Origin of the sequence: Halobellus sp. MBLA0158 (assembly GCF_041477585.1) — an archaeon.
GTDB lineage: Archaea > Halobacteriota > Halobacteria > Halobacteriales > Haloferacaceae > Haloquadratum > Haloquadratum rubicundus.
In genome coordinates this window covers 841292-859883 of record NZ_JBGNYA010000001.1, presented here as the reverse complement: position 1 = coordinate 859883, position 18592 = coordinate 841292, and the positions used below count along the sequence as shown (strand labels likewise).

21 protein-coding genes are annotated in these 18592 nt (G+C 69.4%); 12 read left to right on the top strand and 9 right to left on the bottom strand.

What is annotated here, in order from left to right; all coding sequences use genetic code 11:
* Positions 1–147: 147 nt before the first annotated feature.
* Both gap and OS889_RS04345 read left to right on the top strand, forming a co-directional pair.
* Positions 148–1194, top strand: coding sequence for a type I glyceraldehyde-3-phosphate dehydrogenase (gap, locus tag OS889_RS04350; protein ID WP_372387627.1), 1047 nt, complete (start codon positions 148–150; stop codon positions 1192–1194).
* 81 nt (positions 1195–1275) lie between these two features.
* Positions 1276–2499 (top strand): phosphoglycerate kinase, encoded by a 1224-nt coding sequence (locus OS889_RS04345; protein WP_372387624.1) that lies wholly within the window; start codon positions 1276–1278, stop codon positions 2497–2499.
* Positions 2500–2541: 42 nt separating this feature from the next.
* On the opposite strand, the gene OS889_RS04340 is transcribed toward OS889_RS04345, so the two are convergent.
* The 3 genes from OS889_RS04340 to OS889_RS04330 form a co-directional block, all read right to left on the bottom strand.
* Positions 2542–3207 carry a helix-turn-helix domain-containing protein gene (locus tag OS889_RS04340; protein ID WP_372387622.1) on the bottom strand — a complete coding sequence of 222 codons (666 nt, stop codon included), beginning with the start codon at positions 3205–3207 and terminating at the stop codon, positions 2542–2544.
* A gap of 150 nt (positions 3208–3357) precedes the next feature.
* Entirely contained in the window at positions 3358–4734 is a 1377-nt protein-coding gene (locus tag OS889_RS04335; protein ID WP_372387620.1) for a glycine cleavage T C-terminal barrel domain-containing protein, read from the bottom strand.
* Between the two features lie 7 nt (positions 4735–4741).
* Positions 4742–4891 carry a hypothetical protein gene (locus OS889_RS04330; RefSeq protein WP_372387619.1) on the bottom strand — a complete coding sequence of 50 codons (150 nt, stop codon included), beginning with the start codon at positions 4889–4891 and terminating at the stop codon, positions 4742–4744.
* Between the two features lie 170 nt (positions 4892–5061).
* Between OS889_RS04330 and OS889_RS04325 the strand changes: the two genes are divergently transcribed.
* Positions 5062–5553, top strand: a complete 492-nt coding sequence (locus tag OS889_RS04325) for a metallophosphoesterase family protein (protein WP_372387617.1) — start codon at positions 5062–5064, stop codon at positions 5551–5553.
* 7 nt (positions 5554–5560) lie between these two features.
* On the opposite strand, the gene OS889_RS04320 is transcribed toward OS889_RS04325, so the two are convergent.
* Together OS889_RS04320 and OS889_RS04315 are read right to left on the bottom strand one after the other, a co-directional pair.
* Positions 5561–6196, bottom strand: a complete 636-nt coding sequence (locus OS889_RS04320; protein ID WP_372387615.1) for a DUF2391 family protein — start codon at positions 6194–6196, stop codon at positions 5561–5563.
* Positions 6197–6288: 92 nt separating this feature from the next.
* Positions 6289–7359, bottom strand: a complete 1071-nt coding sequence (locus tag OS889_RS04315; RefSeq protein WP_372387613.1) for a type II glyceraldehyde-3-phosphate dehydrogenase — start codon at positions 7357–7359, stop codon at positions 6289–6291.
* Positions 7360–7539: 180 nt separating this feature from the next.
* On the opposite strand from OS889_RS04315, the gene OS889_RS04310 reads away from it, so the two are divergent.
* Positions 7540–8499, top strand: coding sequence for an aminopeptidase (locus OS889_RS04310; RefSeq protein ID WP_372387611.1), 960 nt, complete (start codon positions 7540–7542; stop codon positions 8497–8499).
* 56 nt (positions 8500–8555) lie between these two features.
* On the opposite strand, the gene OS889_RS04305 is transcribed toward OS889_RS04310, so the two are convergent.
* The gene (locus tag OS889_RS04305) at positions 8556–8897 is read right to left on the bottom strand and encodes a DUF8612 domain-containing protein (RefSeq protein WP_372387609.1); all 342 of its coding nucleotides are present in this window, start codon (positions 8895–8897) and stop codon (positions 8556–8558) included.
* 92 nt (positions 8898–8989) lie between these two features.
* On the opposite strand from OS889_RS04305, the gene OS889_RS04300 reads away from it, so the two are divergent.
* From OS889_RS04300 to OS889_RS04285, 4 genes are all read left to right on the top strand, one after another.
* Positions 8990–9304, top strand: a complete 315-nt coding sequence (locus tag OS889_RS04300) for a hypothetical protein (RefSeq protein WP_372387607.1) — start codon at positions 8990–8992, stop codon at positions 9302–9304.
* A 53-nt stretch (positions 9305–9357) separates the two neighbouring features.
* Positions 9358–10017, top strand: a complete 660-nt coding sequence (locus OS889_RS04295; RefSeq protein ID WP_372387605.1) for an HVO_0476 family zinc finger protein — start codon at positions 9358–9360, stop codon at positions 10015–10017.
* Positions 10018–10132: 115 nt separating this feature from the next.
* On the top strand, positions 10133–10771 hold the full coding sequence (locus OS889_RS04290) for a protein-L-isoaspartate(D-aspartate) O-methyltransferase (RefSeq protein WP_372387604.1): 639 nt from the start codon (positions 10133–10135) through the stop codon (positions 10769–10771).
* Positions 10772–10831: 60 nt separating this feature from the next.
* The gene (locus tag OS889_RS04285; RefSeq protein ID WP_372387602.1) at positions 10832–11644 is read left to right on the top strand and encodes a protein-L-isoaspartate O-methyltransferase family protein; all 813 of its coding nucleotides are present in this window, start codon (positions 10832–10834) and stop codon (positions 11642–11644) included.
* Positions 11645–11651: 7 nt separating this feature from the next.
* On the opposite strand, the gene OS889_RS04280 is transcribed toward OS889_RS04285, so the two are convergent.
* Together OS889_RS04280 and OS889_RS04275 are read right to left on the bottom strand one after the other, a co-directional pair.
* Positions 11652–12758, bottom strand: a complete 1107-nt coding sequence (locus tag OS889_RS04280) for a pyridoxal-phosphate dependent enzyme (RefSeq protein ID WP_372387600.1) — start codon at positions 12756–12758, stop codon at positions 11652–11654.
* 9 nt (positions 12759–12767) lie between these two features.
* A complete protein-coding gene (locus OS889_RS04275) occupies positions 12768–13724 on the bottom strand; it encodes a succinylglutamate desuccinylase/aspartoacylase family protein (RefSeq protein ID WP_372387599.1) in 957 nt (318 codons plus the stop codon).
* 240 nt (positions 13725–13964) lie between these two features.
* On the opposite strand from OS889_RS04275, the gene OS889_RS04270 reads away from it, so the two are divergent.
* Positions 13965–14255, top strand: a complete 291-nt coding sequence (locus tag OS889_RS04270; protein ID WP_372387597.1) for a DUF7536 family protein — start codon at positions 13965–13967, stop codon at positions 14253–14255.
* Between the two features lie 23 nt (positions 14256–14278).
* On the opposite strand, the gene OS889_RS04265 is transcribed toward OS889_RS04270, so the two are convergent.
* Positions 14279–15517 carry a potassium channel family protein gene (locus OS889_RS04265; protein WP_372387595.1) on the bottom strand — a complete coding sequence of 413 codons (1239 nt, stop codon included), beginning with the start codon at positions 15515–15517 and terminating at the stop codon, positions 14279–14281.
* Between the two features lie 113 nt (positions 15518–15630).
* On the opposite strand from OS889_RS04265, the gene citZ reads away from it, so the two are divergent.
* The 3 genes from citZ to OS889_RS04250 all read left to right on the top strand — a co-directional run bounded on the left by citZ (position 15631) and on the right by OS889_RS04250 (position 18578).
* Complete coding sequence (citZ, locus tag OS889_RS04260; protein ID WP_372387594.1) at positions 15631–16770, top strand: citrate synthase; 1140 nt, start codon at positions 15631–15633, stop codon at positions 16768–16770.
* A gap of 396 nt (positions 16771–17166) precedes the next feature.
* Positions 17167–18378: a threonine ammonia-lyase gene (ilvA, locus tag OS889_RS04255; RefSeq protein WP_372387592.1), complete on the top strand. Its 1212-nt coding sequence runs from the start codon at positions 17167–17169 to the stop codon at positions 18376–18378.
* A complete protein-coding gene (locus OS889_RS04250; protein ID WP_372387590.1) occupies positions 18375–18578 on the top strand; it encodes a DUF7981 family protein in 204 nt (67 codons plus the stop codon). The genes ilvA and OS889_RS04250 overlap by 4 nt, the downstream gene beginning before the upstream one ends.
* Positions 18579–18592: the final 14 nt, after the last annotated feature.

The window sequence follows — 18592 nt, the reverse complement described above, 5'->3', positions numbered from 1 at the left end:
GTGGCGTGCGTCCGCCGAGGGTCCCGCAGCCACGCCGCGCACGGACAGACGAAATCGGAACCTCAGCCCTTCTTTATCGACGCTTCGCCCGAATCAGCCGGGGGTGCGTCACCGGGATTCAAGTAGGAGGAGCAGGTGTACTCGGATATGAGTGAAAAGTATGAAACCGACGCCGCGGCCGACGCCGACGAGACCGTTCGTGTCGCCCTGAACGGCTTCGGGCGGATCGGCCGGAACGTCCTGCGGGCCGTCCGGGCGGATCCCCGCATCGAACTCGTCGGGATCAACGACGTGATGGACTTCGAGGATATGGCCTATCTCGCGAAGTACGACACCGTGATGGGCCGGCTCGACGCGATCGACCGCGACGGCGACACGCTGCTCGTCGGCGACAGCTCCGTCCCGCTGTTCAACGTCCAGAACCCCACCGAACTCCCCTGGGACGACCTCGACGTCGACGTGGCCCTGGAGTGTACCGGCATCTTCCGCACCCACGAGGACGCCTCGGCCCACCTGGAGGCCGGCGCCGACAAGGTCATCATCTCCGCGCCGCCGAAGGGCGAGACGCCCGTGAAGCAGTTGGTCTACGGCGTCAACCACGACATCTACGACGGCGAGGACGTCGTCTCGAACGCCTCCTGTACGACCAACTCCGTGAGCCCGGTCGCGAAGGTGCTCGACGAGGAGTTCGGCATCGAGAGCGGCCTCCTCACCACGGTCCACGCCTACACCGGGAGCCAGAACCTCGTCGACGGCCCGATGGCGAAGACCCGGCGAGGGAGGGCCGCCGCCGAGAACATCGTCCCGACCTCCACGGGCGCCGCGCAGGCGACGACCGAGATCCTCCCCCAGCTCGAAGGGAAACTCGACGGGATGGCGATCCGCGTCCCCGTCCCGAACGGCTCGATCACGGAGCTCGTGGTCGACCTCGACGCCGCGCCGACCGTCGAGGAGATCAACGACGCCTTCCGCGACGCCGCCGACTCGGGCCCGCTCGCGGGCGTCCTGGGCTACACCGACGACGAGGTCGTCTCCTCGGACATCCTGGGACTGCCGTTCTCCTCGACGGTCGACCTTAAGTCGACAAATGAAGTCAACGGCGGCGGCCTCTACAAGATCCTGACGTGGTACGACAACGAGTACGGCTTCTCGAACCGGATGCTCGACGTCGCCCACTACGTCACTCACGGGTGAGTCGCGTCCGGGCCCGATCCGCGCCCCGGATCGGAGCCGATCCGAGTAGCACTAAGTAACGCGCCCGCGACACACTCACCGATGTCCACCTCCACCGCCAGCTTCGACACGCTCGACGACCTCGACCCCGGACAGCGCGTCCTCGTCCGCCTCGATCTGAACTCCCCGATCGAGGACGGCGAGCCCCAGGACAACCGCCGCTTCGAGCGCCACGCCGAGACCGTCCGCGAGCTCGCCGAGGCGGGCCACCGGGTCGTCCTGCTCGCCCACCAGGGCCGGCCCGGCCGCGACGACTTCGTCTCGCTCGCCGGCCACGCCGACATCCTCGCCGCCCACCTCGACCGCGAGGTCGCCTTCGTCGAGGACACCTACGGCGAGCGCGCCGTCGACGCCATCGAGGCGCTCGAGGCCGAGGAGGTCCTCCTCCTCGAGAACACCCGGATGTGCGAGGACGAACTGCCCGAGGAAGCGCCCGAAGCGAAGGCCGAGACGGAGTTCGTCCGGGCGCTCGCCCCCCACTTCGACGCCTACGTCAACGACGCCTACTCGGCGGCCCACCGCTCGCACGCCTCGCTCGTGGGCTTTCCGCTGGTCCTGCCCGCCTACGCCGGCCGCGTGATGGAGACCGAGTACGAGGCCAACACCGCCATCGCGTCGAAGGAGTTCGACGGCCGGGTGACGATGGTCGTCGGCGGGACCAAGGCGACCGACGTGATCGACGTGATGGACAACCTCGGCGACGCGGTCGACAACTTCCTGCTCGGCGGCATCGCGGGCGAGCTGTTCCTCCGGGCCGACGGCCGCCCGCTCGGCTTCGACCTCGACCCCGAGCAGGACCTCTATGACTCCCAGTGGGAGGCGAACCACGACCTCGTCGAGGGGATGCTCACAGAGCGCCGCGACCAGATCACGCTGGCGACGGACCTCGCCTACGACGACGACGGCGAGCGCGCGGAGGTCGACGTCGCCGACATCGACGAGAAGGACGTCTCCTACCTCGACGTCGGCACCAGGACGGCGGAGGCGTACGCCGACGTCGTCCGCGACTCCGAGGCCGTCTTCGTGAAGGGCGCCCTCGGCGTCTTCGAGGAGGAGGCGTTCTCGGTCGGGACCGTCACGGTGCTGGAAGCGATCGCCGAGACCGACTGCTTCTCGGTCGTCGGCGGCGGCGACACCTCCCGCGCGATCGGGATGTACGGGCTGAACGAGGCCGACTTCGACCACGTCTCGATCGCCGGCGGCGCCTACATCCGGGCGCTGACGGGCCAGCCGCTGGCGGGCGTCGAGGCGCTGAAGCGCTCCTGAGCGGCGCACCGTCGGCCGAACACTCCGAACCCCCCGCCCCCGTCACTCCCGCGTGTCGCCGTCGTCCAACAGGGACGAGGCGATGAGTCGCTTGACGCCGCGCCGGAGGAGCCCGCTCGCGGCGGGCTGGGAGATGTCCAGTTCGTCGGCGACCTCGCCCAGCGTCGCGTCCCGCGGTTCCTCGAAGTAGCCGGTCTCGAACGCGACGAGGAGCGCGTCCCGCTGGCTGTCTGTCAGCCCGGCGTCGGTGTGGCCCAGGCTCGCGTACTCGTTCACGCGCAGGAGCTCGATGTCGATGCCGTGCTGTTGTGCGTACTCCCAGAGGTGGACCAGGTCCGTTCGATCGGGGATCCACACCGTGAGGATCCACGCGCTCCCGTCGTTCTTCATATCGAGGATGACGCCGTTCGCGGCCGAGATCACCGGCGAGAGGATCTTCGCCTCGTCGGTGTACTCGAAGCTGTAGATCGCCTTCCGGTCCCTGGTTTCGATGACCCGTTCGAACGCCCCGACGGTCCGGTCCATCTCCAGGCCCGCCTCGAACCGGGCGAAGTCGGACGACTCGATGTGGTAGAAGAACTTCCCCGAGGTGGGGTCGGTCCCCGCCTCAGACACCGACTTGACCTTCGAGCTCCGGTCGTGTGCAACCGTCTGCGTCAGCACTATGTCGGGGTGCTCGGCTCGGACGACCGCTTTGACGTCGGCCATAGTTTAGGGGAGAGTCGGACCGCGTCGGACCCGCATCCGCATCCGCATCCGACGGTCTCCGCGACAGTCGGCGAGGTCCGACGGCGCCCCGCTGCTGGTGTCGTACCGGTGGCCGCGCGGCGGCTTAACTGAGTCGGTCATCCCTCGGTCTCACTCCGCGTCGTCCCCGGCGTCGTCGCGAGCGTGGATCTTGGCCTGTTCGCGGGCGCTGGGGTTGGCCGACTCCTTGAACGGGACCTTCGCCGTCGTCGCGTAGACGGGCTCGCCGGGCGCTTCGGCGTACTCGTCGGGGAGGTGGACCGCGAACTCCAGATCGAGGTCCGCGTCGTATACCGAGTCGTCGAGCGGGACGTCGGTCGCGGCCTGGAGCGTCTCCGCGGGGACGTATCCGAGGCCGATGTTGGCTTCGAGTTCCGGATTCCACCCCGCCGACGTCACGTACCCGCATTCCTCGCCGGTCTCGGGGTCCGAGATGAGCCAGAAGTCCGAGGGCCACTCCAGGATCGGACCGCCCGCCATCTTCAGGCCGACCAGTTTGTGCGTGAACGGGAACTCGCCGTCTTCGATGGCCTCCTTCTGCCGTTCCAGTTCGGCCTTGCCGACGTAGTCGGCGTCCTTGTCGTCGGGGACCTGATAGCCGAGGTTGACCTGGAACGGCGAGGTCTCGTGGTCCATATCCTGGCCCAGCGACAGGATCCCGGCGGCGATCCGCCGCCGACCGTTGACCGGCGCCGCGGCGCCGCCGTGGTCTTTGACCGTTTCGAGCACCGGGTTCCACACCGCCTCGGCGTTCGTCGTCGCCTCGCGGACGTAGATCTCGAACCCCGCCTCGCCGGAGAAGCCCGTCTGGCTCACCAACACCGGAACGCCGTTGATCGTCGCCTCCAACAGGCCGTAGTACGGGACGTCCTCGACCGCGGCGTCGATGAGCGACTCGATCACGTCGGGCGACTTCGGGCCCTGGACCTGCATCGGCGAGACGTCGATCTCGTCGATCTCGACCGCGAAGTCGTTGCCGACCGTGACCCCCTGCAGCCACTGCAACAGGTCCGCGTCGGCGATGGAGAACCAGAACTCGTCTTCCTCGGGCCGCAGCAGGACGAAGTCGTTGAGGATGCCGCCGTCGTCGTTGCAGCAGATGGCGTACTTGCCGCGCATCGGCTCGATCTCGGTCGCGTCGCGGGTGATGACGTAATTGACGAACGCCTCGGCGTCGGGGCCCGCGACGCGGATCTGGCGCTCGACCGCGACGTCCCACAGCGCGACGTCGTTGACCAGCAGGTCGTACTCGGCTTCCGACCCGCCGTCTTCGGGGTCGATGAACGCCCGCGGGTGGTACATATGGTTGTACACCGTCGCCTCGTGGCAGCCCTCCTCGACGGAGAGGTGCCAGAAGGGCGACTTCCGGACCCGGGTCGAGATCACGAGATCGACGTCCGCGTCGCCCGTCTGCCGCAGATTCCTGGGCACGGTGCGGTCCGACTGGTCGACGTCGGGGAGGTTCGAGCGGTGATTGTGTCCGGACATCGGCGACCTACTTCGGGGGGTCGACGCGGTGGCTGAACAGCGTCTGCCAGAGACGCGTGAGGCGATCGGCCTCCGCCGACGGGGGGATCCCGGCGGGGAGGTAGACCGCGGTGTCGGTCGCGCTGTCCCGATCGGTGGCACGAGTGTTCGCTGCCATACGTGAGCCGACGGCCCGCGACTGCATCGGTCTGTAGCTTAATCGTATAACCTCCTTATACCGGGGCGGCTCTCGCCGTTCTCGACGCCCGCAGGTCGCCCCGGTCGCGTCGAGCATCGAGGCCGCACATCGCCGAAGCGCTGAAGCGCCCGCCTACCGAACCGAGGCCTATGCGAATCGGGCTCTGTTCCGACACTCACGACAACCTCGATCTGGCGCGGAGCGCGGTCGCGACGTTCGAGGACGCGGGCGTCGAGGCAGTCGTCCACTGCGGCGACATCGTCGCGCCCTTCACCGCCTCGGTCTTCGACGCCGACTTCGCGTTCCACGCGGTCCGCGGCAACAACGACGGCGAGTGGGCCCTGGCCGAGACGATCGACGAGTTCGGCACCTACCACGGCGAGAGCGCCCACCTGACGTTCGACGGCGTCGACGTCGCGGTCTACCACGGGACGAGCGAACGGCTCGTCGACGCGCTCGTCGCCTCCGGAGAGTACGACTACGTCGTCCGCGGCCACACCCACGAGCGGACCCGCGAGGAGCGGGGAGGGACCGTCCACGTCAACCCCGGCGGGCTCCCGTTCCCCGGCGCCGACGACGTCTACCACGTCGCGGTGCTCGACACCGACGCGGGGACCGTGGAGTTCGTGGCGATCGAGTGACTCCCGATCACGACCCCGGGAGGATGTCGCCGAGCGCGGCGCCGACGCTCATCGGCGCGAACGCGACGACCACGTCCGCCAGGGCCAGGATCGGCGTCGCCCAGTCGACCCGCCCCCACGCGGTCATCACCACGACGGCCGTGACCGCGGAGACGCCGAGCACGCCGACGAGCCGCCGGGGGACGAAGCCGAAGAACGGCTCGTGGATCCGGACGTCCTGGATGTCGGCGACGTAGAGGATGCCGATCACGAGGCCGACCGCGCCGACGACGGTTCCGACGAGCGAGATCGGGTGCGCCGCGAGGTGGTGGCCGACCTCGTTGGTCCCGCCCTCGACGAACATCGGGATGCCGAACAGCACCGATCCGAGGAACGCCTCCGCGAGGTCGGCGCGGTCGAAGCCGCGGATGACGCGGCCGAAGGCGCCGGCCTCGTGCGCGGCGACGACCGCCGCTCTGCGGGCCGATCGGACGCGCTCGCGCTCGGCCGGGGAGTCGACCGTCTCCGCGAGCGCGTCGAACTCCGCGAGGAGCCGCTCCATCTCGTCTGTCGAGTCGACGGCCGCTTCCGGGTCGCCCGCGGCGGCCGGATCGTCGCCCCCGTCGGGGCCGCCGGGCTCGGACGGCGGGTCGTTCGCTGACATACCGGCGGCCACGCCGGGAGTGGTGATAAACGTGGGCGTGGGCGTGGACGCAGAAGCGAGGCGGGAAAGGAAAAACGCGGGACGCTCCGAGGTCAGTCGTCGGCCGCCTCGGCCTCGACCTGGGCGTCGCCGAAGCCGGAGGGGTCGCCCGAGAGGCCGATGCCGAGCGTCTCGTTCGTGCGCTCGATGCTGGTCTCGGCGTCGGCGGCCTCCGCCACCGCGCGGACGGCGTCGACGTTCTCGGGGACGACGTCGGACTCCTGGTGGATCGCCTGGAAGAGATACAGGTCGCGGCCCTCGGTGGCGATCGACTCGCCCCACAGGCAGTTCTCCCAGAGGTCGCCGCGCGGCCGGCCGGCGTCGAGCGCGAAGTCCTTGAGCTTCCCGGCGCCGTCGAGGCCCATCCCCTCGGGGATGACGTAGATCCGGGTCTGCTTGTCGAGGAGCTGGCGGACGTGCGCGGCGGTCACGTCGGATTCGAGCGTGACGTTGAGCGCGTGGACGTGCATCAGCGTCGCCGGCACCTTCAGGCCCATCGTGTCGATCTCCAGGTCGGGGAAGATCGTCTTGACGTCCGGGCCGTGGTGGGAGGGGATCTCGATCGGGTTCGGGAGGATGTCGTTGATCGGGCCACGGGAGTTCTGGCTCGGGTCGCCGCCCCGGCGGACGAGCGTCGCGCGGACCTTCTCGACGCCGTACTCCTCTTCGAGCGGCGCGACGACGCGCGAGAGCCCGGTCGTGTTGCAGGAGACGACGCGGACCGTGTCGGCGCCGTAGGCGTCATCGTAGTTCGAGCGGGCGTTGAAGCTCGTCTCGGCGACCGTGGCGTCCTCGCCGCCCTGGAAGATCGCGGGCGTGTCGTAGGAGGCGTACAGCGATCGGTTCTCCGCGCCGATCCCGGAGGGCGTAGCGTCGACCATCACGTCGGCGTCGGCGACCAGCTCGTCGACGACGCCCGCGATCTCGATCCCCGCGTCCGAGAAGAGCGGGGCGCGCTCGGGGATCGCCGCGTACATCGGATAGCCGCGCTCGACGGCGGTGTGGGCCTCGAAGTTCGGTTGGGTCTTGGCGACGCCGGCGACCTCCATATCGGGCTGGGCGGCGACCGCGTCGGCCACCCGCTTCCCGATCGTTCCGTAGCCGTTGACACCCACTCGTATCATTGCCGTGAAATCGGACGAGCAGACGCATAGTTATTTCGGAGCGCCGAGGCGAGGAATTAATTCCCTGACGAGTAACGCCGGGGATTTTCGCGGACGCGAGTAAGCCCCCTGGCGGCCGACCGGGCGCGGCCGATCCCCTCGATGCGAACCCCTAACTCCGCGGAGCGCACACACGACGGTATGTCGAACGACGGACTCGCGGCCGCCGCGACGACGGCGGTCGAGCAGTGTATGGCACTCGGCGAATCGGAGTCCTGCGTCGTCGTCACCGACGATGAGCGCCGGCCCATCGGCGAGGCCCTCTACGAGGCGGCGAGCGCGGTCACGGGCGACGCCGTGATCCTCCAGTACCCGCCCGGAGCCCAGCACGGCGAGGAGCCGCCGGGCCCGGTCGCCGACGCGATGGCGGGCGCGGACGTGTTCCTCGCGCCGACGACGAAGAGCATCAGTCACACCCGCGCTCGCGGGAACGCCTGCGAGGCGGGCGCCCGCGGGGCGACGCTCCCGGGAATCACCGAAGACGTCTTTCTCACGGGCCTGGACGCCGACTACGACGCCATCGCCGAGCACTGCCGCGAGGTGCTGGCGCAGATCGAAGACGCCGAGGAGATCCGCGTGACCGCGCCGGCCGGCACCGACATCACCTTCGAGCCCGGCGGGCGCGAGTGGAACACGGACACGGGCATCGTCCACGAGCCGGGCGACTTCTCGAACCTCCCCGCGGGCGAGGTGTTCGTCTCGCCGACGAACGCCAACGGCACCTACGTCGTCGACGGGACGATGCGACCGCACGGCCGCCTCGACGATGGCGCGGAACTCCGATTCGAGGTCGAGGACGGCTACGTGACCGAGATTTCGGACGACGAGATCCGCGCGCAGGTCGAGACCGCCGCCGAGGAGGTTGGACGGGACGCCTACAACCTCGCGGAACTGGGGATCGGCACCAACGTCGGCGTCACGGAGCTAGTGGGCTCGGTCCTCCTCGACGAGAAGGCCGCGGGGACGGTCCACGTCGCGATCGGCGACGACGCCGGGATCGGCGGCGACACCGACGCGCCGCTGCATCTGGACGGGATCATTCGGGAGCCGACCGTGTTCGCGGACGGGGAGGTCGTAGACCTCCCGAGTGTCGAGCGGTGAAACCACGAGACGGCGCGGAAGTGGATCTTCCGCGATAGGCGAACGGCGGGGGCGAGTCACTCCGCCGCGACGTTGTTGAGGGCGCTGTTCAGCTCGAACAGCTCCCGGACGACGTCGCTGTCGGCGACGCGGTACCGAGGCGGCGACGTGTTCGGGACTCGCTCGATGAGTTCGGTTTCGATCAGGAGATCGGTGTAGTTGCCGACGGTCTGCCGCGTCACGCCGGCGTGTTCCGCGAGCTCGGTCTTGTTGAATTCGCGGTTCGGCGGGAGATCGAGAAGCGCATCCACGAGTATCGGCACGGCGTCGTGCTGGGTGAGATAGAGCCACCCGCTCGGGTGCTCCTTTCGGAGTTCTTTCCGGTCGAGGTCGCCGTCCGCGTGCTCGATGCCGCTCATACTGAGATGGTGCGGCTATGTGTCTATAAGCGTTTGCACTGGTGGTAATCACGAGTGACATTGTTTATATACCAGCGGCGACACCGCGGGCTATGGAGAAGCCGTCGGTGAAGTGTGCGCTTCTGGCGACGATGATCGCGAAGCACAAGTGGGGAACTCCGATTGCGGAGGACGCGCTTCTCAGCCTCTCGGCCATCGACGGCGACTACCCGACCGCACGCGAGGTGTACGACGACCTCCGGTCGGAGCCGTACATCACGTATCGCGGCGGACGAGGAATCGAACTGGACCAGAGCAATTTCGAGCTGCTCGCCGACGTCCTCTACCACGAGTGCGGGTGGGAGAAGTGGGAGATCGAGAGTCGGCTCAAACACTACGAGGGCATCGACGACCACGACTGGGCGTAGCACGCGACGCCCGGAAGGGCGGACTTTTACGGCGCGACGGGCTATGAGGCCGTATGAGCACGCCACAGGACCGCGTCGCGGCCGACTGTCCCTCCTGTTCGCCCGCCGAGTCGACGGTCCACGAGGTACTGAAGGAGGGCAGCGGTCACCACACCGTCCGCTGCACTGAGTGCGGCCACGTCCACAAGGTCCAGGTCGAATCCGAGACCGAGATCGAACGCGACGTCATCGTCTCCCAGGACGGCGAGTCCTTCGCGACCACCGTCGAGGCGCCGCCCGCGGAGACCGTCGCCGTCGGCGAGGAGTTCATCGTCGACAGCGAGGAGGCCATCCTCCAGGTCCGGATCACCGGCATCGAGGTCGGGCCCGAACAGCGCGCCGACGAGGCGAGGATCGAAGACGTCGACACGCTCTGGACGCGCGCCGTCGACAACGTCGCCGTGAAGGTCACCGTCAACCCCAAGGAGGGCACCGGCGACCGCGAGGACTCCCGGAGCTTCGACCTGCGGGTCCCCGGCGACCACGAGTTCGTCGTGGGCGAGACCGAGTCCTACGGCGACGAGGAGTTCGAGATCAAGGCGATCCAGGTGCGCTCGGACGCGCCGGAGTACCGCCACGGCAAGCTCGACCACGAGGGCGATATGGTCTACGCGAAGGACGTAAAGCGGCTCTACGGCACCGACCAGACCACCACGGCCTGGTCGGCCTGGTAGCATCTAGAACCTCGCTGGCGGAATACCGAGCGGCTGTTCACCGCAAGGGCAATACCGAGCGGCTGTTCTTCGCAGGCGGCGAAAGAGTCGACCCGCTGGGGCGCGAAGTGCCGCTATGGCCGACGACTACGCCGAGGCGCGGGCGTCGCTGGTCGAACGCCTGCGACGGGGCGGATACGTCGAGAGCGACCGCGTCGCCGACGCGATCGGCGCCGTCCCGCGCCACGAGTTCGTGCCCGAAGCGAGTCGGTCCCGGGCGTACGCCGACCGCCCGCTCTCGATCGGGAACGACCAGACCGTGAGCGCGCCCCATATGGTGGCGCTGATGACGGAGCTCCTCGATCCCGACCTCGACGATCGGATCCTGGAGGTCGGCACCGGCTGCGGCTACCACGCCGCCGTCACCGCCGAGGTCGTCCCCGACGGCCACGTCTACACGGTCGAGTACGACGCCGAGTTGGCGTCCGAGGCGGAGGCGCGGCTCGATCGGCTGGGCTACGGCGAGCGCGTGTCGGTCCGGATCGGCGACGGCCGCGAGGGGTGGGCCGAGCGGGCACCGTTCGACGGCGCGTACGTCACCTGCGCCGTTTCCGACGTGCCCGAGGCCCTCCGCGAGCAGGTGCGCCGCGGCGGCCGGATCGTCGCCCCCGTCGGCGACGTCCACCAGGAGCTGATCGTCCTCGACGAGCGCGAGGACGGGACGGTCGAGCGCTCCGAGCACGGGAGCGTGCGGTTCGTCCGGATCCGGGGTTAGAAATCCGAGGCCTCCCCCGCGGAGCGTGGCGTTGATTACGACCCGGCCCCGAGGGCGGGTATGGACCCCGAGGACCTGCGCGCGGAGATGGTCGACGGCCTCGAAGAGCGGCTGTCGATCGACGACGCCGTCGCGCTCGCGATGCGGACGGTCCCTCGGCAGTCGTTCGTCGACGAGGCGCCGTACCAGCACCGGGCCGAGGAGCAGGCGGGCACGACGGTGCTCGCGCCCGAGACCGTCGCGCGCCTCCTCACCGCACTCGACGTCGTCGCCGACGGCGGCCCGGCGGTCGGCGACGCGAGCGACGAGAACGACGACCGCGACCCCACGGGCGACGTGCTCATCGTCGGCGCGGGCGTCGGCTACACGGCCGCGCTGCTCGCGGAGATGTTGGGCGAGACGCGCGTCCACGCCGTCGACATCGACCGCCGGCTGGTGTACGCGGCGCGCTCGAACCTCGAATCCGCGGGCTACGGCGGCGTCCTCGTCGACGCCCGCGACGGCGCCGACGGTCTCCCCGAGTACGCCCCCTTCGACCGGATTCTCGTGGAGGCGGCCGCCATAGACCCGCCGAGGGCGCTCGTCGACCAGCTCGCGCCGGGCGGCCGGCTCGTCCTGCCACTCGGCGGCCCCGAGCAGTCGCTCGCCGTCGTCGACGACGCGGGCGAGGTGATCGACCGCCGCGGCCCGGTGGCGTTCAAGCCGCTCCTGGTCGACGGCGAGCAGGGCAGTCGCCCGACGCGGAACCGGACCGTGAGAGAGGACATCGAACGCCAGGAGGCGGACGGCTACTTCGCGAAGACCGGCTGGGAGCAGGAGTGGATCGACTGGGACGAGCAGTTGCAGGGCGGCGGCAGGCGCCGTCGGCGGTAGCGCGGACTCACTGGATTTTCAGGCCGCTGCCCGTGAGCGCGACCACGACGTCGTCGTCGGGGGCGACGGCGCCGCGCTCGCGGTAGGTGTCGAGCGCGGCGGGCGCGACCGCGCAGGTGGGCTCGACGTCGAAGCCACGCGACCGAAGGGCCGCGAGCGCGTCTTCCGTATCTGATTCGGAGACGGCGACGGCGTCGCCACCGGTGTCCGCGATCGCGCCGAGGATCTGGTCCCGCCGCACGGGCTCGCGGATCTGAATGCCGTCGGCGACGTCGTTCGTCTGTCCGTCCCGACCGTGCAGTTCGTCGGCGATCGGCGCGTAGCCGGCGGCCTGGGCGCCGAGCATTTTGGGGAGGGAGTCGATCCACCCGGCGTCGACGAGCGCGCGGAAGCCGCGGTACGCGCCCAGAAAGAGCGTCCCGTGGCCGAGCGGGGTCACGACGGCGTCGGGCGCCGTCCAGTCGCGCTGGGCGCAGATCTCGTAGGCGACGGTCGCGGTGCCGGCGAAGAACGCGGGGTTCCACGCGTGGGAGGCGTACCAGGCGTCCCCGTCTTCGACGGCGTCGACGCAGGCCGCGGTGACGTCCTCGCGGCTCCCCTCGATCGGGACCGGCGTCGCGTCCGTCCGCTCGATCGCGCGGCGCTTGGCGGGCTTGATCGACGCCGGGACGTAGATCTCGGCGTCGACGCCGGCGCGGGCCGCGTAGGTGGCGATGGCCGCGCCAGCGTTGCCGGAGGAGTCCTCGACGACCCGCTCGACGCCGAGGGCGTCCGCCAGCGAGAGCGTCACCGTCGCGCCGCGGTCCTTGAACGACCCCGTCGGGAAGACGTACTCCAGTTTGAATTCGGCGTCCCACTCGGGCGCGTCGACGAGGGGCGTGAGCCCCTCGCCGAGCGAGACGCGGCGGTCGACGGGGAGGAGAGGCTCGAAGGACCACAGGCCCGCACGGGTGTCGATCCACGAGTCCGGCGGGCGCTCGGGGAGCGGGTCGGCGGCGCGGTCGGTCGGCGGCGCGGCGAAGTCCAGCGGCGCGCCGCAGTCGCAACGCCAGGCGTGCGCGTCGTAGTCGCGGCCGCAGGACGAGCACACGAGAGAGGGAAGCGGGTCGGTCATTCCGGCGCCTCAGTAGGTGTCGACGTTGGTGCCGACAGAGCAGACGTACTCGCCGGTCGCGACCTGCGGCAGGCGGCGGGTGCGCCAGAAGACGCCGCTGTTGTTCGCCGTGACGCGGGCCTTCAGCTCACCGAAGGGGTCCGTGATCTCGAAGAGGAGGTCGCCCGCGCCGACGCGCTCGCCCAGGTCGGCCTCGAAGCGGACGAGCCCGCCGGCGGGCGAGCCGTACTGGTCAAACCCCTTCGCGCGGGTCTGTCGCTCCGGAGAGGCCGAGCCGGAGAGGAAGCCGTACTCCCGCAGGACGTTGAACACGCCGTCGACGCCGGCCTGGATGCTCACTTCGTCCCAGCCGACGCAGCCGCCGAGTTCGGGGTCGATCGTCGGGATGCCCTCGTCCGGGCCGGCGCGGGCGAGCTGTCCCTCGGGGCCCTTCTGGTCGAGCACGTAGCCGCAGCCGAAGGTCTTCGCGAGCTGGAGGCACTCGTCGTGGAGGCGGTGGCGGCGCCCGCACCGGACGCGGACCTCGTCGATCATCCGCGAGGTCGAGCCCTGGTGGAGGTCCAGAATGACGTCCGCGCGGGTGGCAGCGTCGAAGGTCGCCGCCGCGATCCGCTCGGAGGAGGTCCCGTTGTCGTCGCCGGGGTACGCGCGGTTCATCTTCGTGTCGTCGATCGGGTTGCGGTGCTCGGCCACCTGGAAGGCGTGGTAGTTGACGATGCCGACCACCAGGACCGTCCCCGTGAGCTCCGTGGGATCCAGTTGCGGAACGACGCGGCTGACGACGCCGACGCCGTTGAGTTCGTCGCCGTCGGAGGCCGCCTGCATATAGAGGGTCTGGCCGTCGAACGCGCCGTTGATGACCGCACAGGGGAGGGCCACGGTCGTCCCGTCGCGGGCTTCGCCGACCTCGAGACGGCCCGTGTCCATCTCGCCGGGGGCCGCACTCGCCGTGCCGAGTGTCGTCATTACTCCACACTCGGAGGCACCGGCCTTTAGGGGTTCGGTATACGGCCTTAGCGCCGACCGGGTGTTTATATACGATCGGGCGGCCAGCGCCCCCGTGATCTGAGGAAGGCCCGCGTCGGGCAGCGGGTGTCCGGCACATCGGCGCGGGGGAGCGGAGTGCCGGCTGTTCGCTACTCGCGATCGAGTCCCGGGAGCGGTAGAACCGACGGCGCTTTGCCGACGGCGTCGCTACGACCGGCCGTGAGCGACGAGGTTCCGAACCGACCCCCCAGCGCGGGACTGATCGATACGCTTCGCGTGCCGCGAAACGCCGCGATCGGCGCCAGCGTCGGCGTCGCGCTCGCGCTCGCCGCGTACTTCGCCCGCGTGCTCGAACTGTTCGGCCCCTTCGCCGGCACGCGCGAATACCCCGTCCTCGGGCCGGAAGGGTGGTTCCTGCTCCTGGCGTTCGTCCTCGCCACGTCGACGGCGCTGCTCGTCACGTCGGCGCTGACCGTGATCGAGGCGATCAGGCGGGCGCGGGAGCTGTGAGCGGCCGGCGCTCCTCTCGACCGTCACCCCTCGAACTCCCGGGCGTCGCCGACGAGTTCGCTGAGCCGCTCGGCGCCGGCTCTGGTCCCTTTGGCGATGATGACGTCGCCGCCCCGGAGCTCCGTCGTCGGGCCGGGCTGGACGACCCACTCGCCGCCGTTGTCGGCGCCGTCGCCGCCCCGCCGAACGGCGATCACCCGCATCCCCGTCTCGGTCTTCACCATCTCCTCGCCGAGCGTCGTGCCCGAGAGCGGCGCGTCCGGGGCGACAGAGAGCCGGACGATCACCTCGTCGGACTCCTCGATCGCCGCGGCGACGACCGGGTGGGCGTCGATGCCGCGGTAGACGCCCTCGCTGATCTCTAAGGCCGCATCGGAGATGACCTCCGTCGCCGACGCGAGGTGGACCAGGCCGCGGAGCTGGACCGGGTCCTCGACGCGGCTCGCCGCGCGGAGCGTCCACGCCTCGAACCGGGACTTCAGGGCGTCGACCTCGGCTTCGAGCTCCTTGACCTCCTCGGCGACGCCCTCGCTGTCGAACAGCATCGCGCCGTAGGCGAGGTCGACCGCGAGCTCGCTCATGTCCTTCATCAGCGTGATCGAGTCGACGGCGCGTTCGAGGTCCTCGATCGGCGGCTCGGCCACCGCCGGCGGCTCGTATGGCGTGCCGGTGGCGGTCTCGTAGACCGTCGCGACGCCGTCGTGCGGGCCGCGCAGGAGGAGCGAGTCGCCGGCCTGCAGTTGGCTGTCGGGGCCGGGGTTCGTCAGCCACCGGCGCTTGCCCGTCGCGGACTCCCGGCGGATCGCGATGACCCGGACGCCGGTCTCGGTCTCCATATTGATGTCGAGGAGCGTCCGCCCGACGTACGGCGATTCCTCGGCGACGGTCGCGCGCACGAGCGCCTCGACCGCCTCGGGGAGCGACGCTCTGATGGCGTCGGGCATCCCGATGTCTTCGAGGACCACCTTCGCGATGTCGCCGGCGGCGTTCGAGATCTTCTCTGCGGCGCCGATCACGCCGAGGACCGGCGCCAACTGCTCGGCGTCTTCGGGGCTTCGGGCCGACATCAGGAGGCTCATCCGCCCCTGGAGCTGGAGGATGTCCATCCGGCCTTCGAGTTCGAGGACCTCGCGGGCGATGTCGTCGCTCCCGTTCAGGACGGCCGAGTACGAGAGGTCGATGAGCAGCTCGGCGGTGTCTTTCATCTCTGCGAGCACCTCCTTGACGCTGACCGGCTCGTACTCGACGTCCTGGGGATCCATACCTCGCCGTTCGCCGCGGGTGACAAAAACGCTTGGTGGTCGGGACGGCCGGGGGGACCAGAATCACCCGTAAACGGTAACGCTTTTTTCACGTGACCGGGAATCGCACAGGTATGTCAGACGACCTGAAGCGCGGGCTGGAAGGCGTCCTCGTCGCCGAATCGGAGTTGAGCTACATCGACGGCGACGCCGGCAAGCTGGTCTACCGTGGGTACCCGATCGAGGACCTGGCCCGCGAGGCGTCCTACGAGGAAGTCGTCTATCTGCTCTGGCACGACGAACTCCCCGACGCCGAGGAGCTCGCCGACTTCGAGTCGTGGATGGCCGAGCGGCGCGAACTCGAAGACGAGGTGCTCTCCGAGATCGAGAAGCTCGCCGCGGCCGACGAGGTCCCGATGGCGGCGCTCCGGACCATCGTCTCGTCGCTGTCGGCCTACGACGAGGACGCCGACCACGAGGACGTCACCGACATCGACGCGAACCTCCGGATGGCCTGCCGGATCACGGCCAAGATCCCGACCGCCCTCGCCGCGTTCGAGCGCCTCCGGAAGGGCAAAGAGCCGGTCGAGCCCCGCGAGGATCTGAGCCACGCCGCGAACTTCCTGTACATGCTCAACGACGAGGAGCCCGACGACGTCCTCGCGGAGACGTTCGATATGGCGCTCGTCCTCCACGCCGACCACGGCCTCAACGCCTCGACGTTCTCGGCGATGGTGACCGCCTCCACCCTCTCGGACCTCCACAGCGCCGTCACCTCAGCGGTCGGCACGCTCGCGGGGTCGCTCCACGGCGGCGCCAACGCCAACGTGATGCGGATGCTGAAGGAGGTCGACGAGAGCGACATGGACCCCACCGCGTGGGTCGAAAACGCCCTAGAGGAGGGCCGGCGCGTCCCCGGGTTCGGCCACCGCGTCTACAACGTCAAGGACCCCCGCGCGAAGATCCTCGGCGAGAAGTCCAAGGCGCTCGCGGAGGCCGCGGGCGACACCAAGTGGTACGACTACTCGGTCGCGATCGAGGACTACATCACCGAGGAGAAGGGTCTCGCCCCGAACGTCGACTTCTACTCGGCGTCGACGTACTACCAGATGGGGATCCCGATCGACATCTACACCCCCATCTTCGCGATGTCCCGCGTCGCCGGCTGGATCGCGCACGTGCTCGAACAGTACGAGGACAACCGCCTGATCCGCCCGCGGGCCCGCTACGTCGGCCCCAAGGACCAGACGTTCCCGCCGCTCGACGAACGGTAACGTCGGTCCCTTGTTTTTTCCGCGCGTGTCAGCGGTCGTCTGACTGCTCACTGCAAGCCGAACGACCGCCAGATCCGAGCGCCGCCAGTGATCCACGAACGCCGACAGTTCGCGCTGTGATCGCAGCACCGTGAGGAGGTCGGACCGTGTTGAGAGAGCAGACGCAGGACAGACGCCCGGCAGACAACCGTCAGACAGCGGCAGTTACGTCGTCGCTGTCGGGCGATTTCACTTTCGCCTCGCGTGGGGGATATTTATGTACCTCGCGGCTGCATAGGTAACTGCACGTCACACGCGTGCATTCCCCCCTTTCCCCCTTTATCCCCTCTGAGCGACGCGACAGGGCCGAGCCCGTGGTCCGACAGTATTAGGCACGACGACGGGAAATTCGAGCGTATGCTCTCTCTCGCCGACGTCGAAGCGGCGCGCGACCGGATCGCGGACGCGGTCCGGCGGACGCCGCTTCTGTACTCGTTTTCGTTCTCGGAGATGACGGGCGCGGACGTCCACCTGAAGCTGGAGACGTTCCAGCGGACCGGCGCGTTCAAGCTCCGCGGGGCGACGAACCGGATCGCGACGCTCTCGGAGGCCGAGCGCGAGGCCGGCGTCGTCACCGCGAGCGCGGGCAACCACGCCCAGGGGGTCGCGCTCGCGGCCACCCGCGCGGGCGTGGACTCGAAGATCGTGATGCCCGAACACGCGCCGATCTCGAAGATCGAGGCGACCGAGCGCTACGGCGGCGAGGCGGTGCTCCACGGCGCGGACTACGACGAGGCGCAGGCGCGGGCCCACGAGATCGAACGCGAGGAGGGCCGGACCTACGTCCACGCGTTCGACGACGAGACGGTGATGGCCGGCCAGGGGACGATCGGCCTGGAGGTCGTCGAGGACTGCCCCGAGGTCGACACCGTGGTCGTGCCCGTCGGCGGCGGCGGGCTCATCGCGGGCATCGCCACGGCGGTGAAGGCCATCGACCCCGAGATCCGCGTGGTCGGTGTTCAGGTGGAGGGCGCGGCGTCGCTCCCGCAGTCCTTCGAGACGGGCGAGATCCACGAGCTCGACGCCGTGAACACGATCGCCGACGGGATCGCCACCCGGAAGGTCGGCGAGAAGCCCTTCGCCGTGATCAAAGAGCGCGTCGACGAGGTCGTGACCGTCACCGACGAGGAGACCGCGGTGGCGCTGACCTACCTCCTCGAACGCTCGAAGACGCTCGTCGAGGGCGCCGGGGCGGTCCCGCTGGCGGCGGTCCTCTTCGAGGCGTTCGACTACGACGACGGCGAGACGATCGTCCCGGCGCTCTGCGGGGGCAACATCGACACGAATCAGCTGACGACCGTGCTCGTGCGCGGCCTCGTCGAGACGGGACGGTACCTGAAGATCCGGACCGTGCTGCGCGACCGCCCGGGCGCGCTCGATGACCTCGTCGAGATCATCTCCGAACGGCGCGCGAACATCTACGCGATCCAGCACGACCGGACCTCCCGCGACGTCGCGATGGACGAAGCGGACGTCGAGATCGACATCGAGACCCGCGGCCACGACCACATCGACGAACTCCTCTCGGCGCTCCGCGAGGCGGGCTACGAGGTCGAGGTGCTGGCGTGACCCGAACGAGATCGGCGCTCCTCTGGGGAGTCGTGGGCGCGTTGGCGTTCCTGGTCCTCGTGCAGGCGTACCGACTGATCGCGGGATCGCTCGGTCTCGATCTCCTCTCGGGGGCCCTCCTCGCGCTCCTGGTCGGCGCCGTGGTCACGGCGATCGCGTACGTCGCCGAGCCGCGACTTGCGACGAAAGGAAGGACTTAAACGGCGCAGTAGGG

Excerpts from the sequence above, each read along its gene's own strand:
- OS889_RS04280 (WP_372387600.1), bottom strand. The coding sequence starts at position 12,758 with ATGACCGACCCGCTTCCCTCTCTCGTGTGCTCGTCCTGCGGCCGCGAC.
- OS889_RS04285 (WP_372387602.1), top strand. The coding sequence starts at position 10,832 with ATGGACCCCGAGGACCTGCGCGCGGAGATGGTCGACGGCCTCGAAGAG.
- OS889_RS04335 (WP_372387620.1), bottom strand. The coding sequence starts at position 4,734 with ATGTCCGGACACAATCACCGCTCGAACCTCCCCGACGTCGACCAGTCG.
- OS889_RS04330 (WP_372387619.1), bottom strand. The coding sequence starts at position 4,891 with ATGGCAGCGAACACTCGTGCCACCGATCGGGACAGCGCGACCGACACC.
- OS889_RS04290 (WP_372387604.1), top strand. The coding sequence starts at position 10,133 with ATGGCCGACGACTACGCCGAGGCGCGGGCGTCGCTGGTCGAACGCCTG.
- OS889_RS04345 (WP_372387624.1), top strand. The coding sequence starts at position 1,276 with ATGTCCACCTCCACCGCCAGCTTCGACACGCTCGACGACCTCGACCCC.
- OS889_RS04295 (WP_372387605.1), top strand. The coding sequence starts at position 9,358 with ATGAGCACGCCACAGGACCGCGTCGCGGCCGACTGTCCCTCCTGTTCG.
- OS889_RS04315 (WP_372387613.1), bottom strand. The coding sequence starts at position 7,359 with ATGATACGAGTGGGTGTCAACGGCTACGGAACGATCGGGAAGCGGGTG.
- citZ (WP_372387594.1), top strand. The coding sequence starts at position 15,631 with ATGTCAGACGACCTGAAGCGCGGGCTGGAAGGCGTCCTCGTCGCCGAA.
- OS889_RS04310 (WP_372387611.1), top strand. The coding sequence starts at position 7,540 with ATGTCGAACGACGGACTCGCGGCCGCCGCGACGACGGCGGTCGAGCAG.
- gap (WP_372387627.1), top strand. The coding sequence starts at position 148 with ATGAGTGAAAAGTATGAAACCGACGCCGCGGCCGACGCCGACGAGACC.
- OS889_RS04265 (WP_372387595.1), bottom strand. The coding sequence starts at position 15,517 with ATGGATCCCCAGGACGTCGAGTACGAGCCGGTCAGCGTCAAGGAGGTG.
- OS889_RS04325 (WP_372387617.1), top strand. The coding sequence starts at position 5,062 with ATGCGAATCGGGCTCTGTTCCGACACTCACGACAACCTCGATCTGGCG.
- OS889_RS04275 (WP_372387599.1), bottom strand. The coding sequence starts at position 13,724 with ATGACGACACTCGGCACGGCGAGTGCGGCCCCCGGCGAGATGGACACG.
- ilvA (WP_372387592.1), top strand. The coding sequence starts at position 17,167 with ATGCTCTCTCTCGCCGACGTCGAAGCGGCGCGCGACCGGATCGCGGAC.
- OS889_RS04340 (WP_372387622.1), bottom strand. The coding sequence starts at position 3,207 with ATGGCCGACGTCAAAGCGGTCGTCCGAGCCGAGCACCCCGACATAGTG.
- OS889_RS04305 (WP_372387609.1), bottom strand. The coding sequence starts at position 8,897 with ATGAGCGGCATCGAGCACGCGGACGGCGACCTCGACCGGAAAGAACTC.
- OS889_RS04300 (WP_372387607.1), top strand. The coding sequence starts at position 8,990 with ATGGAGAAGCCGTCGGTGAAGTGTGCGCTTCTGGCGACGATGATCGCG.
- OS889_RS04320 (WP_372387615.1), bottom strand. The coding sequence starts at position 6,196 with ATGTCAGCGAACGACCCGCCGTCCGAGCCCGGCGGCCCCGACGGGGGC.